The organism is Acetobacter oryzifermentans (assembly GCF_001628715.1).
Lineage (GTDB): Bacteria > Pseudomonadota > Alphaproteobacteria > Acetobacterales > Acetobacteraceae > Acetobacter > Acetobacter oryzifermentans.
In genome coordinates, this window is record NZ_CP011120.1 from 179827 (window position 1) to 193456 (window position 13630).

Here is a 13630-nt window from a genome sequence, read left to right on the forward strand (position 1 = left end):
TTTTTTCTGTTTTAATGGTGAAGGGTAAAGAAATTAGCGTTTCTTTTTTGTGATTGCCACAACAACAGGGGCTTTCTTATGTGAAGCCTTGGGGAGCGTCAAAGTCCTGCGTTCCGGCTTCTGAGCACCAGTCTGCTGTGTTTTCTGCTCCTGAGCCTTGGCCTGTTCTTTTTTACGCTTTTTGTTTTCCATGGCATGAGCAGAAAATATGCCTCCATCCGGAAAAATATTGAACAGCCATTGCTTGTGAGTGCCATCCAGATTGGCCTTGTAAAAAGCAATTTTGTCGTTGGCTATTTTCATGAGGCTCATCATTAAGAGTGAAGCTGACGGTGCAATCGAAAGCTGAATCGAAGTTTTTTAGAGCTTCACAGCTTTGCTTAACAATTTTAATGGCTTCGACATCTACTCTGGCCTGTCGACGATTGCCGCCAAATAACATGTTGAAGCCACTGGGCTGGCTGAGTAGATCGGCTTCGAGTTGAGCCATTTCGCCCTGACTGGGCGTTCCACCGGAACAGGCGGAGAGCATAAGAGGTAAAGCCAGAAGAGCCATGTGTAAGAGACGAGAAGGAGAACTTTCGAGCATTTTTCTGAACCAAGAAGTTACGTGATATCGTGGTAAAAATCCGTCGTTTTTGGGACAAAAGGCTTCCGAAGCACGAATAGAGTAAAGTGGCGTCTCAAAAACATGTCCCGCTTACATCAAGGAGACACAAACGATGGCGCGTTATGGTTATGCTCGTATTTCAACGGATGAACAGAGCCATGATCCTCAGCTTCTTGAGTTGAGGCGGGAGGGACTTGAGGAGATCATCACCGATACTGTTTCGGGTTGGATTACTGCGGTGGAACGTCCTGGACTTTCTGGTCTACTGAACCGGCTGGGGCAGGGGGATAGTATGGTGGTGGCACGTCTGGATCGGCTTGGACGTGATACCGTCGATGTCATGGGGCTGGTCAGGAGCCTTACGGAGAACGGTATTCGTGTGCGAATACTGAATATTGGGATTGAGACGGGCACGCCCGATGGTCAGCTCTTTTTGACCATCCTTGCAGGCTTTGCCCAGTTTGAGCGGGAGATTATCCGGGAGCGGACGCGAGCGGGCTTGGAAGCCGCGCCTCAGGCCGGAAAGCGACTGGGGAGATGCCCTATCCTGACGTCCCGTCAAAAAAAGCATGTCTGTGAGTTGAAGGAAGCCGGGAGGTCACGGGCAGAAATTGCAAAAATTTTTCGGGTCAGTCGAAGCACGATCTGGCGCACGGTCCAGTGCGGGGTATAGCGTGCCAAAAAACAGGCTTTCGGGACAGTAGCGACGTAGTCAGGTCGATGTGGCTTGACAAGGTTCCAGAAACGACCGTTTTTCGGACACTAAACGTTGTTGAGAGTATGTCGGTTGCATTGGGATGTGATCGTTTAATGTCGGCTCATGCCTTCAAGACGTCTATCAGAGGCTTGTTCTGCGTCATATCAAACTACTTCATCATCTCCATAGTATTTATGCATGTCACGTCATGGGCAGCACCGCCACCATACCGTTGAGCAACAAACGGATCTCTGGTGGGACAGGCTCAGCAGCCACGCATCCACCGATTTCCGCAAAGACCGGGTTTGAAACGTAAGAAAAAACTGACACGATCTTTTGTCAACAGAACCCGATTCTGCGATGAAGCCAAAGTGCCTTGTGATCCCTCAGTCACAAGTGTCATTGATAGTGTTGGCTTGCAACCATACAACGTTCAGAAAAGCCCACGGGACCAATAAATTCGTGGAGTTTACTTTATTCGCATGTCAGATTGAATGCGATACTTCTAAAGTATGTCTGCTCATGTCCTGTTACGAATGCGCGAAAGCCATCCTGGTTTTTTGAAGGGGGTGGATAGACCTGTGTGCTAGCGAGCGATTCAATGCGTGCACAATTCCAGACACCATCGTCTATTGCTTGTTGGAGCATGGCCAATGTGACGGGCACTGTTGTCAGTTTGCGGACTGGTTTGCCCAGCAAAAGTTTCCAGATCAGAAATCGGAAAAAACAAAAAGGATAGCGGGGATAATTAATAAAACTTGTGTTTCATCATTAAAATATCGATGAAAATCAAAATCCCCAACCTCGATTAAGAACGTTTCTGCATAGGCCTCTATGAAGTAATGAGCATCAATTCCATCCAGACCAAGATCTTCTACAATTCTTGTTGACAGTTGAATTTCATTTTCAGAAATTTTTTCTTCGGACATTAAGAAATTCTTGAATTTTTCTGAGAGAATATGCATCTAAAAAATCCTGCCTTCAAGTTTAACTAGGCGGTTATACTGGTGAATAGTATTATAAACAATTTTTGATACGTCGTAAAAAATGATAGCAGCACCTACATAAGATACAGATCGCCCAACAGAAACGCCAATTTTTTTTTGTAAGTATGTACTTCCAGTTTATAAATCGAACACCAGTAAATGCGGGAAGAATTCTATATTTTATGCTATAAGGCAAAGCGCTTCGTGCCATAATAGATGCAATGGAAGTTCCTTTTGTAGTTTTGTTAAATTTACTTCGAACTGTTATGTTGTTTTGACCGAGAAAGATAGCAGTTATTGCGTCGACATCATGAATTCCAAGTCCTTTTCCTATTTCATCGATTGCGATATAAACAAATAGCTCTGCTGGTATAAGGTTTTTTATGTATCCCATCTGTATAGAGATTTCCCATTATTTTTATCCTTGATGGTAATTTTGTGATGAATTGATGTTTGTTGCTAAAGAATCATTGATCCCGCGTGATTGTGTTCTGTTGACAAAAATTTTTATCAGTTTGTTTTTCCTGTGTTTCGAAGTCGGTTTTTGCGGAAAACGGTAGATGCGTGGCTGCTGGACTTGTTCCGCCAGAGATCCGTTGGTTTCTTAACGGTATGGTGACGGTGTTGCCCATAACATTGCATGCATAACGCCATGGGAAATGGCACGCGGTCTATGTTCGGTTCCGCCTGTGAACTGAGCCAGATGTCTGGGATGCCTTAATGGTGCTGGTCGCAACGCCACGCGGTTTTCTGGTCGACAGGGGTATGATAGCAACGGCATCCGTGAAAACCTGCTTTTCCACGGGATACTGCCTGTTATTCCGTAAGTTCAAACCGCACGCAGCACATCCCTTGCAATTCTCGTCGAGACTGTGATCACAATAGGATCAAGAGAATGCTCGGCAGTTGCTTGGAGGGTGTTTCAAAAGCCGGCCTACATAAGGCTCTGAAAATTAATAAAAGTCTTTGGTGAAGCTTTTTCCGAAAAGCTTCAAAGACCGTCACCTTTTTGAAAAAAGGCAATACCCAAAAACTTTTATCATTTCTTACCAAGAACTTGTTTTAAAACAGCTTCTGAGGGACTCGAACCCGGAGAATGGGGTGAGTTGCGTTCGAAACCTTCATGATTTCATCAAGGAAAACGCTAAAAGACGTCCTTCTTGGTAACGATTTACGAGAAACACTTTGGAGAAGAAGTGAGTTCTCGTCAAGAGATTTTCTAAAGTCTTCAAAATGGTGAAGGTGTGCCAGGGGGTGGGTGTCGGGTGTGCGGGTTCGGGGCGGGAAACGACGCCGGACTGCGGGAACGAGACAGGCTGATAAGCACCTGATGTTTCACTTTATGGTTTTTCATGTTGAGCAAATCAGAAAGACGTTTGATCTCACGCTGAGCAGCATCTTTCTTGTCTCTGTGCGCTCTGTTCCAATCCATAATGCGCTTCTGGCGCGCTTGTACGATACGGTCAAAACGCTGGTTAAGCCATGGTTCCAGCATCTGTATGTCGGCCATGGCTGAAAATTCGGCATCATAGGTTTTCCTGAAGTGTTCCAGAGCCGGTTTGTTCTTTTCACTCAGGATGGAGCGGATCGGATTGGGCGGCTCTGCACGTAGCCCCACGATATGGAGTAAGGCTTGCACGACAAAACGCAGAACCTCCAGAAATTCGAAAAAGAGCTGATCCGCTCTTCTTTCAAGTTTTGTGGCTTTTCCAGTGAGACGCTGCCAGCGACTTTTCTCAGCGTCCTGCCACTCTCGTTTTGCGACGATATAATGGTCAAAGCTTTTTCTGAGCTGCTTCTGGTAGGGAATAAGCTGCTTGCGCCATGTCGCTATTATCTTGTCTCGATCAAGAGGTTTCCAGCTTACCTCTGGTGCCTGCTGGGCAAGAATAGCGTATTGCTGTGCGATGGCTTGCCTGATTTCTTTCCGAAAAAGGGCCTCCTCTGCGCTTATGATGTGCACGGAAGAGGAGGAGGGGAGTGGCTCTGTCGTGAGAGCATCAACGTCAGTCATTCGTTTGAGCCAAAGTTCTTTTCGCCATGCAGGGATTTTCGGGCGTTTTATAACCGGGGCTTTTCTGGGTACTGGCTGAGTGTCAGATAGTTTGGGAATAGCGTATTCGTTATAAAGGTCTGCGGTTGTTCGGCGGATCGTTAGGCGCGTGCTCTTGATTTTGAGTTCTCGTTCATTTTCGATTTGGCTCTGCTCTTCGGAAAGCAGTTTTCGAAAGTCTGCTGCTTTGACTTTTGCCAGACGGGTAAAGCTTCCCACAAGAAGGCCATCACTGGTTTCAATAATATGAGCGCCCGGTCGTGTCTCTTTACGGTCCCCTTCACGCAGCGTCAGAGAGTGGTCTTGCAAGGCGGCCCGGAAAGTTTTTAACCCGTCTGATTGCGACCAGAGAGACGTGACCAGCTTTTTCAGGGCTGGAAGATCAAGTCCCTGTCGTTCGGTGATACGTCGTGCCTCTGATGTATAGGCCGCGCGGGGTTTTGCATCATCAGCAACAGGAACGAGCACATCTACCTGTTCCGCTTCACTGTGATGACCTTCTTTACGCAAGGCTTTGGCAATAGCCCTGTCATGCCGACCGGCCACCAGTTTGTGCCCAAGTCGGATTTCTTCAAGGCGCGCGACTTTTTCCATGCGCATCCATGTGAACCGGCTTTCCAGAACATGATCCCGTTGCCACTCTGGCAGGATGAGATGGCCGTGTGTGCTTCCGTCTTTCTGGTGAATAACAAGGGTGAGGTATTCAGGGTCTGCATGGAGTTCGTCATACAGACGACGGGCAAAGGCTGAAAGCTGTTCATCGGTCATCGCTTCATCTGGATTGAAGGCGATATGACGGAGACCGTATTTTAGTCTTTCGCGATGGGCTTCGCGCATATGGTCATGCAGGAGCCATTCAGACCCTGACAGAACTCTGATAGCTTCATTCTTCGCACCATGCAGAACATGGCGGGCAATGGCACCCGCTCCACTCTTTGTTCTGATCCTGCTTTCCTTGACGATCATTGGTCATGCTCTCACAGGACTTTCAATGACGCGTCATGTCAGCGTCGTCGCACGTGCGAGGGGCTGACCTGAAGGAAGGGCTTTTGCGTGATCGTGACAGCATCTGGTCAAGCTGACCAATCAGCATGCCAATCTCGTCCAGCACACATTCGCACTGGATGGCGTCACCACAATTTGCCGAGTGAGCCAATTGATTGAGGTTGTTGCCAACGCGGGAAAGCTGGTGACGTATTCCACGCAGTTCCTCGGGAACGGGGTGGCCGTCATGATTAGACAGCTCTGCATGGGTGAGCAGAGAACGTATCCAGTGGGCTGTTGTGGCATGGCCCCGAGAACGAGCGATATGGTTCCAGCGCACCAGCTCATCTGGGAATGCTCTGACGGAAAGGCGGGAAGTGCGAGGTGTAGGCATACTTGGTCTCCTTGCTTAAGAGGGGGTCAACGGGGGAGATTTCTCTCCCTTGCCAGCTGTCGAATGCACCCGGAACGGGTAGCCATTTGACACTGCTGGCTCCTTTTAAAGATAACCTAGTCAGATACCCGATTTCCCGTTTTTGTTTTTATGCAAGGAACGATAAAAGAATAAAATATTAACGATTAAAATTGAGAAGCCTTCTGGTCCAATGTGAATGGAAGGCTATAGAATATTTGCTTCCACCTCATGTCGGACATACAGCTATCCAGATCGCTTTCTGCATAGCAGACATGATCATTGCAAATCTCTGTTACTGCTTGGGGCCTTAAACGGACTGGCCGGATATGAAGCGAAAACTGTTGATAACGGACACTCACCGGGCCGTGTGTAGGTCAAGTTTCATGCGCCAACTTTCTGGCTGATTGCTTCTGTCTTTAATCGTCAAAGCGCGCACAGGCAGTATCTGCTGGACCGTGAGTAGAGGGCTGGGGCGCTGTCTCGGCTCAGGTGCCCGGACATCGAAGGCAGTGACACAACAGCCCGAATACAAGGAGCGACACGCCCAAAGCTAGTGCGATCTCATCAGAACTCTGAAATTGCTCGGAATTCCCGCCTTGTAGGAATTCGCAATTTTCCATAAAAATCTCAAAAGGGATGATTTTGAGAAAATAATTCGCATGGCAGCTGACATCATGACCATTGATGAAGTCGCCGACTATCTTAGAATCAACAGGAAAACCGCTTACCGTTTTGCTGCCGACAGCGAGTTGCCCGGCTCCAGGGTTGGCGGCACCTAGCGGTTTCGGCGCATGGATATTGAGGGCTGGATCGAGCGTGAAGCCAGTCCGAAGAAGGATAAAGAGAGATGACCGGCCAGGAACAACGTGCAGCGCTACAACGGAAAATCTGGGACATCGCGAACGATGTGCGCGGTTCGGTTGATGGCTGGGACTTCAAACAGTATGTCCTTGGCACGCTCTTCTATCGGTTCATCAGCGAGAATTTCGCCGCATATATCGAGGCGGATGACGAGAGCATCGACTATGCTGCTTTATCCGATGATGTCATCACTGATGACATTAAGGACGACGCTATCAAGACCAAGGGCTATTTCATTTACCCCAGCCAGCTGTTCGCCAATGTGGCGGACGACGCCAACACGAATGACAGCCTGAACACTGATCTGGCGCAGATCTTTGCGGCTATTGAATCCTCGGCCAATGGCTATCCGTCTGAGCAGGACATCAGGGGCCTGTTCGCCGATTTCGACACGACCAGCACGCGCCTAGGCAATACCGTCACGGAAAAAAATAGCCGATTAGCCAAGGTGCTTAAGCGCGTTGCGGAACTGGATTTCGGAGATTTCCACAACAGCCAGATTGACCTGTTCGGCGATGCCTATGAGTTCCTGATCTCGAATTATGCCGCCAATGCGGGCAAGTCTGGTGGAGAGTTCTTCACACCGCAGCATGTCTCAAAGCTCATCGCGCAGCTTGCCATGCACGGGCAGAAAAAGGTCAACAAGATTTACGACCCGGCCTGTGGGTCCGGCTCATTGCTGCTGCAAGCCAAGAAGCAGTTCGATGAACACATCATTGAAGAGGGTTTTTTCGGGCAGGAGATCAACCACACGACCTATAACCTCGCCCGCATGAACATGTTCCTGCACAACATTAATTATGACAAGTTCAATATACAGCGCGGTGATACGCTTACCCAGCCGCATTTTCAGGACGACAAGCCCTTTGATGCCATCGTTTCCAACCCACCCTATTCGGTGAAGTGGATCGGTTCGGACGATCCGACCCTGATCAACGATGACCGCTTTGCTCCGGCGGGCGTGCTGGCACCCAAATCAAAGGCCGATTTCGCCTTTGTACTCCATGCGCTCAGCTATCTCTCGGCCAAGGGCCGCGCGGCGATTGTATGCTTCCCTGGGATCTTCTATCGCGACGGTGCGGAGAAGAAGATCCGGCAATATCTGGTTGATAACAACTATGTCGAAACGGTGATCGCGCTCGCCTCCAACCTTTTCTACGGCACGACCATCGCGGTGACGATCCTGGTCCTCGCTAAAAATAAAACCGACACGGCCATCCAATTTATCGACGCAAGTGGCGAAGAGTTTTTCAAGAAGGCTACCAACACCAATCTGATGACGGACCATCACATCGCGCGGGTGATGGAGATTTTTGATCGTAAGGAAGATGTTGATCATGTCGCCGCCTCGGTGCCGTATGAGACCATCGTGGAGCGCGGCTATAACCTCTCGGTCAGCTCCTATGTCGAGCCGCGCGACACGCGCGAGGTTGTGAACATTGATGAGCTAAATGAAGAAATAAGCGCCACTGTTGAGAAGATTGACCGACTGCGCGCCGATATCGACGCCATCATTGCGGAGATCAACGCATGAGCGCGGCGGGCTTTCTGGAGAAGCTGCTCGGTGGGGCTGAGGTGGCTTGGGAGCCTTTGGGGGAAATCGCTTCAGTACAAAGAGGAGCCTCACCCCGGCCAATTTCAAAATTTATAACGAGCGATGAAAATGGTGTCCCGTGGATTAAAATCGGCGACACTGCGCCAAAGTCAAAGTATGTTACTAAAACTGCCGAAAAAATTACGCCAGATGGAGCGAAGAAGTCACGACTTCTCAGTAAAGGCGATTTTATTATCTCCAATTCTATGAGTTTTGGACGGCCTTACATTCTGGGTATCGATGGAGCAATCCACGATGGCTGGGCCTCTGTCAGCGAATTTAAAAGCAAACTAAACTCAGATTTCTTGTACCATTATCTATCATCTCATTCTGTTCAGAATTATTGGCTCACGAAAATCAACAGCGGGTCCGTAAGCAATCTAAATTCTAAGCTTATTCAATCTTTGCTTATCCCCATCCCATGCCCGAATAATCCAGAAAAATCGCTGGCGATACAGGGGGAAATTGTCCGGATTCTCGACAGCTTCACCGAGCTTACCACCGAGCTTACCACCGAGCTTACCCAGCGTAAAAAGCAATACAACCACTACCGCGAACAACTTCTGACCTTCGATGAAGATGAGGTAAAGTGGAAGACAATAGGTGAAGTTTTTGATATGCGTGCAGGCAGGCACATCAATGCAAAAGATATTCAAAGTGAGCCCGACGATCAGCATCAAATTAGATGTTACGGGGGAAATGGTATTCGTGGTTACGTCCAAGAGAAAAGCCATGATGGCGATCACCTCTTAATAGGTCGCCAAGGTGCGTGGTGTGGAAATGTTCAGCGGGAAAAGGGGCAGTTCTATGCAACCGAGCACGCTATTGTTGTCACCGCTGATAAAGGTATGGATGTGGATTGGGCTTTTCACATGCTTTCATTTATGAACCTTAATCAATACGCCTCTACATCGGGCATTCCGGGGCTTGCCGTAGGAAACATTAAAAAGCTGGCTATTCCAGTTCCACCTTTGCGCGAACAAGTTCGAGTTTCCGCAATCCTTGATAAGTTCGACACTTTGACAACTTCGATCAGCGAAGGCTTGCCCCGCGAAATCGAGCTGCGCGAAAAGCAATATGCTTGGTACCGCGATCAGCTGCTGAGCTTTCCCAAGCCTGATGTAGAGTCGGCGTAATTGGGACAGACGCTAACCAAAATCGCTGAAACGCTGCGAGACGCCTCCAAAAAGGTGCAGTTGATTTATGCGTTCAATGCCACCGGCAAAACGCGCCTTTCGCGCGAGTTCAGAAAGCTGATCGACCCGAAGATCGAGGAGCAGGACGACGGTCGTCGCCCCAAGGTATTATATTATAACGCCTTCACCGAAGACCTGTTCTATTGGGATAATGATCTCGATGGCGACATTAACCGGAAACTCCGCATCCAGCCGAACGCCTTTACCAAGTCAGCCTTTGAAGATCTCGGGCTCGACTTCAATGTCATCACCGTTTTTCAGCAGTATACTCAACGAAACCTGATGCCTCACTTCAATCAGGAGTACATGATTAATGGCAAGGACGGTAAAGAGGTTACCATTCCGGCATTTTCCGAAGTGACCTTCTCGCTCGAACGTGGCACCGATACGAGCACTGGCAATCTGAAAATCTCCAAGGGCGAAGAGAGTAACTTCATCTGGAGCATTTTCTACTGCCTCTTGGATCAGGTGATCAGCACGCGCAACATACTCGAAGTTGAGGATCGCGAGACGGACCAGTTCAATGATCTGAAATATATCTTCATCGATGATCCGGTGAGCTCACTCGACGAAAACCACCTCATTCAGCTTGCCGTCGATATCGCGGTTCTGATCAGGAGAAGTGACAACACGAATGGCCTGAAATTCATCATCACAACGCACAGCCCACTTTTTTTCAACGTGCTGTACAACGAGTTAAAGAAACCAGCGAGTTACATGCTGAAACGGTTTGATGATGAAACGTTCGAGCTAGAAAAGACGGACGGCGATTCAAACAAGAGCTTTTCTTATCATCTTTACCTGAAGAAAACGCTGGAGGAGGCAATCGAAGCGGACAAGATTGAGCGCTACCACTTCACCCTGCTACGCAATCTCTATGAAAAGACATCGAATTTTCTGGGCTATGAAAAATGGTCCGACCTGCTGCCAGGCGACCAGAAGCTTTACCTGCAGCGCATCATTAATTTTACGAGTCATAGCTCGCTCTCCAACGAAGTCATCGCCGAGCTAACATCGCCAGAAAAGCAGACGGTGAAGCTCCTGCTGGAGCATTTGAGCAAAAATTACAAATACTATCAGAAAGAGGCCCAAAATGCCTGAGCAGACGACGCCCATTGCTGAGACCAATCGCTTTATCGTTCTCGATAAATATGTGCGCGCCTGGGAGGCGGCTGACAGCTATCAGTCTGAGACCGACCTAGAGTGCGAGCTTGTTCAGGACCTGCAAAATCAGGGTTATGAGTATCGGCCTGACCTGAAATTAACCAAAGCCCTGCTGGTGAATGCTCGCGTTCAGCTGCAAGCTCTCAACGATGTTCAATTTACAGATAAGGAATGGGCGCGCTTCGTTGAGACCTATCTGGATCGACCCAGCGACACTGCCACTGACAAGACTCGCAAGATCCACGACGACTACATCTTTGACTTCGTTTTTGATGATGGCCGTATACAGAACATCTATCTGGTCAATAAGGCCAATGTTTGCCGCAACAAGGTTCAGGTCATCAAGCAGTTCGAGCAAGCGGGCACTCATGCGAACCGCTACGATGTGACCATTCTGGTAAACGGGCTGCCGTTGGTGCAAGTCGAGCTGAAAAAGCGTGGCGTTGCCATTCGGGAAGCGTTCAACCAGATCCACCGCTACAGCAAAGAAAGCTTCAACTCGGACAATTCGCTCTTTAAATACCTTCAGATCTTCGTAATCTCGAACGGTACGGATACGCGCTATTTCGCCAACACGACCAAGCGCGACAAGAACAGCTTTGACTTCACGATGAATTGGGCGCAGGCCGATAACAGCCTGATCCGGGACCTGAAGGATTTTACGGCGACCTTCTTTGAAAAGCGCACGTTGTTGAACGTGTTGCTGAACTATTCCGTTTTCGACGTCAGTGACACGCTGCTGGTGATGCGCCCCTATCAGATCGCGGCGACTGAGCGAATCTTACGAAAGATTAAAAGCTCGTTCGAAGGCACGACGCTTAGTAAACCGGAAAGCGGCGGATACATCTGGCACACTACGGGCTCAGGCAAAACGCTGACCAGCTTCAAGGCGGCCCGCCTTGCCACGCAGCTCGACTTCATCGACAAGGTCTTTTTCGTGGTCGACCGCAAGGACCTCGATTACCAGACGATGAAGGAGTATCAGCGTTTCTCCCCGGATAGCGTCAATGGATCGGACAGCACCGCCGGATTGAAGCGGAACCTCTCCAAGGATGACAACAAGATCATCGTCACGACTATCCAGAAGCTTAACAATCTGATGAAGAGCGAGGGCGACCTGCCGGTCTATACCCAGCGCGTCGTCTTCATTTTCGACGAGTGCCATCGCAGCCAGTTTGGTGAGGCACAGAAGAACCTCAAGCGGAAGTTCAAACATTTCTGCCAGTTCGGCTTCACCGGCACGCCGATCTTTCCGGAAAATGCTTCGGGTGCGGAGACGACGGCCAGCGTATTCGGGAGCGAACTTCATTCCTATGTGATCACCGACGCGATCCGCGACGAGAAGGTGCTGAAATTCAAGGTCGACTACAACAATGTGCGCCCTCAGTTTAAAGCGATCGAAACCGAACAGGATGAAAAGAAGCTGACCGCCGCCGAAAACCGGCAAGCTCTTCAGCATCCCAAACGAATCGCTGAAATCTCCCAGTACATTCTTGATAACTTCCGCCGCAAGACGCATCGTCTCTATGGAGACAATAAAGGCTTCAACGCCATGTTCGCGGTGAGTAGCGTTGATGCTGCCAAGCTCTATTATGAAAAGCTGAATGCGCTGCAGGACGGTAGCGATAAGCCGTTGAAGATCGCGACCATCTTTTCATTCGCCGCCAACGAAGAACAGGATGCCATTGGCGATATTCCTGACGAGAGTTTTGAAGTTTCGGCGCTGAATAGCAGCGCCAAGGAATTTCTTAACACTGCAATTGCGGACTACAACGCCTGTTTCCGAACGAATTTCAGCGTCGATAGTAAGGGCTTCCAGAATTATTACCGGGATCTGGCAAAACGGGTGAAGTCCAAGGAAGTCGACCTACTCATTGTGGTTGGTATGTTCCTGACCGGCTTCGACGCGCCAACCCTGAATACACTATTCGTAGACAAAAATCTGCGTTTTCACGGCCTTATACAAGCCTACTCCCGTACCAACCGCATTTATGATGCGACCAAGTCCTTTGGCAATATTGTTACCTTCCGCGACCTGGAAGAGGCGACCGTCAAGGCAATCACACTCTTTGGCAACGCCAATACCAAGAATGTCGTTCTGGAGAAGAGCTACTCAGAATACATGGAAGGTTTTACGGACCAGACGACAGGCGAAGCGCGGCGAGGCTTTATCGATGTCGTCCGTGAGTTGAAAGAGCGTTTCCCGGATCCCACCGCCATCGAGAAGGAAGCGGACAAAAAGGCCTTTGCAAAGCTGTTCGGCGAGTATCTCCGTGTTGAGAATATCCTTCAGAATTATGATGAGTTCTCCAACCTGCGAGAGTTTCAGGAGATCGACGAGAGTGACCCCGAAGCGGTGAGAGCGTTCAAGGAGCAGCATCATTTGAGTGATGATGACGTTGACGAGCTCAAGAGCATCGAAATGCCTGCTGACCGAAAGGTCCAGGACTACCGTTCGACCTACAATGACATTCGGGATTGGCTTCGCCGCGAAAAGGCTAGTGCCGAGCAGGTTGAGTCAACGATCGACTGGGATGATGTCGTCTTTGAGGTCGACCTTTTGAAATCTCAGGAAATAAATCTGGATTACATTCTTGAGCTAATCTTCGAGTACAACAAAAAAACGAAGAGCAAGTCAGAACTCGTTGACGAAGTTCGTCGTGTCATTCGCGCCAGCATTGGTAACCGCGCGAAAGAAAGCCTTATCGTCGATTTCATCAATCAGACAAACCTAGATGAACTGGGGGACAAGGCGGGGGTGATTGAGGCTTTTTTTGCTTTCGCACAAGCCGAACAATGCCGGGAAGCGGAAGAACTGATAACCGATGAAAAATTGAACGCGGAGGCCGCCAAGCGCTACATTGCGACGTCGATCAAGCGCGAATATGCGAGCGAAAACGGCACAGAGTTGAACTCGATCCTTCCCAAAATGAGCCCGCTTAATCCACAATACCTGACCAAAAAAAGAGATGTGTTCCAGCGCATCTCTGCGTTCGTTGAAAAGTTCAAGGGTGTGGGTGGGAAAATTTAGGCATGTTTATGATCAATGGTCGCGAACCACTGCATACCA

At 49.1% G+C, this 13630-nt stretch carries 12 protein-coding genes; 7 read left to right on the top strand and 5 right to left on the bottom strand.

Going from position 1 to position 13630, the window contains the following annotated elements:
• Positions 1 to 33: 33 nt before the first annotated feature.
• Together WG31_RS15385 and WG31_RS15390 are read right to left on the bottom strand one after the other, a co-directional pair.
• Positions 34 to 192 (bottom strand): hypothetical protein, encoded by a 159-nt coding sequence (locus tag WG31_RS15385; protein WP_157884462.1) that lies wholly within the window; start codon positions 190 to 192, stop codon positions 34 to 36.
• Positions 173 to 589 (bottom strand): hypothetical protein, encoded by a 417-nt coding sequence (locus tag WG31_RS15390; protein ID WP_157884463.1) that lies wholly within the window; start codon positions 587 to 589, stop codon positions 173 to 175. Before WG31_RS15390 ends, WG31_RS15385 begins: the two co-directional genes overlap by 20 nt.
• A gap of 133 nt (positions 590 to 722) precedes the next feature.
• Here WG31_RS15390 and WG31_RS00805 point away from each other — a divergent pair, with 133 nt between their 5' ends.
• Positions 723 to 1283 (top strand): recombinase family protein, encoded by a 561-nt coding sequence (locus WG31_RS00805; RefSeq protein ID WP_063353320.1) that lies wholly within the window; start codon positions 723 to 725, stop codon positions 1281 to 1283.
• 734 nt (positions 1284 to 2017) lie between these two features.
• Here the strand turns inward: WG31_RS00805 and WG31_RS00810 are convergent.
• Both WG31_RS00810 and WG31_RS00815 read right to left on the bottom strand, forming a co-directional pair.
• Positions 2018 to 2236, bottom strand: a complete 219-nt coding sequence (locus WG31_RS00810; protein WP_157884464.1) for a DUF1493 family protein — start codon at positions 2234 to 2236, stop codon at positions 2018 to 2020.
• 1285 nt (positions 2237 to 3521) lie between these two features.
• Positions 3522 to 4856 (bottom strand): hypothetical protein, encoded by a 1335-nt coding sequence (locus WG31_RS00815; protein WP_245191529.1) that lies wholly within the window; start codon positions 4854 to 4856, stop codon positions 3522 to 3524.
• Between the two features lie 21 nt (positions 4857 to 4877).
• On the opposite strand from WG31_RS00815, the gene WG31_RS15970 reads away from it, so the two are divergent.
• A complete protein-coding gene (locus WG31_RS15970; RefSeq protein ID WP_245191530.1) occupies positions 4878 to 5096 on the top strand; it encodes a hypothetical protein in 219 nt (72 codons plus the stop codon).
• A 238-nt stretch (positions 5097 to 5334) separates the two neighbouring features.
• Here WG31_RS15970 and mobC read toward each other — a convergent pair whose 3' ends face one another.
• Complete coding sequence (gene mobC, locus WG31_RS14820) at positions 5335 to 5724, bottom strand: plasmid mobilization relaxosome protein MobC (protein ID WP_082823098.1); 390 nt, start codon at positions 5722 to 5724, stop codon at positions 5335 to 5337.
• A gap of 680 nt (positions 5725 to 6404) precedes the next feature.
• On the opposite strand from mobC, the gene WG31_RS15740 reads away from it, so the two are divergent.
• The 5 genes from WG31_RS15740 (at position 6405) to WG31_RS00840 (ending at position 13591) form a co-directional block, all read left to right on the top strand.
• On the top strand, positions 6405 to 6524 hold the full coding sequence (locus WG31_RS15740; RefSeq protein WP_167348726.1) for a helix-turn-helix domain-containing protein: 120 nt from the start codon (positions 6405 to 6407) through the stop codon (positions 6522 to 6524).
• Positions 6525 to 6592: 68 nt separating this feature from the next.
• Positions 6593 to 8140 (top strand): type I restriction-modification system subunit M, encoded by a 1548-nt coding sequence (locus WG31_RS00825; RefSeq protein WP_063353322.1) that lies wholly within the window; start codon positions 6593 to 6595, stop codon positions 8138 to 8140.
• Positions 8137 to 9336: a restriction endonuclease subunit S gene (locus tag WG31_RS00830; RefSeq protein ID WP_063353323.1), complete on the top strand. Its 1200-nt coding sequence runs from the start codon at positions 8137 to 8139 to the stop codon at positions 9334 to 9336. Before WG31_RS00825 ends, WG31_RS00830 begins: the two co-directional genes overlap by 4 nt.
• Positions 9337 to 10497, top strand: coding sequence for an AAA family ATPase (locus WG31_RS00835; RefSeq protein ID WP_063353324.1), 1161 nt, complete (start codon positions 9337 to 9339; stop codon positions 10495 to 10497). It begins immediately after the preceding gene.
• Positions 10490 to 13591, top strand: coding sequence for a type I restriction endonuclease subunit R (locus WG31_RS00840; protein ID WP_063353325.1), 3102 nt, complete (start codon positions 10490 to 10492; stop codon positions 13589 to 13591). The genes WG31_RS00835 and WG31_RS00840 overlap by 8 nt, the downstream gene beginning before the upstream one ends.
• The last annotated feature ends 39 nt before the right edge of the window (positions 13592 to 13630 follow it).

Coding starts and splice junctions, on each gene's coding strand:
- WG31_RS15385 (WP_157884462.1), bottom strand. CDS start 192: ATGGAAAACAAAAAGCGTAAAAAAGAACAGGCCAAGGCTCAGGAGCAG.
- WG31_RS15390 (WP_157884463.1), bottom strand. CDS start 589: ATGCTCGAAAGTTCTCCTTCTCGTCTCTTACACATGGCTCTTCTGGCT.
- WG31_RS00805 (WP_063353320.1), top strand. CDS start 723: ATGGCGCGTTATGGTTATGCTCGTATTTCAACGGATGAACAGAGCCAT.
- WG31_RS00810 (WP_157884464.1), bottom strand. CDS start 2,236: ATGTCCGAAGAAAAAATTTCTGAAAATGAAATTCAACTGTCAACAAGA.
- WG31_RS15970 (WP_245191530.1), top strand. CDS start 4,878: ATGCCGACCGGCCACCAGTTTGTGCCCAAGTCGGATTTCTTCAAGGCG.
- mobC (WP_082823098.1), bottom strand. CDS start 5,724: ATGCCTACACCTCGCACTTCCCGCCTTTCCGTCAGAGCATTCCCAGAT.
- WG31_RS15740 (WP_167348726.1), top strand. CDS start 6,405: ATGGCAGCTGACATCATGACCATTGATGAAGTCGCCGACTATCTTAGA.
- WG31_RS00825 (WP_063353322.1), top strand. CDS start 6,593: ATGACCGGCCAGGAACAACGTGCAGCGCTACAACGGAAAATCTGGGAC.
- WG31_RS00830 (WP_063353323.1), top strand. CDS start 8,137: ATGAGCGCGGCGGGCTTTCTGGAGAAGCTGCTCGGTGGGGCTGAGGTG.
- WG31_RS00840 (WP_063353325.1), top strand. CDS start 10,490: ATGCCTGAGCAGACGACGCCCATTGCTGAGACCAATCGCTTTATCGTT.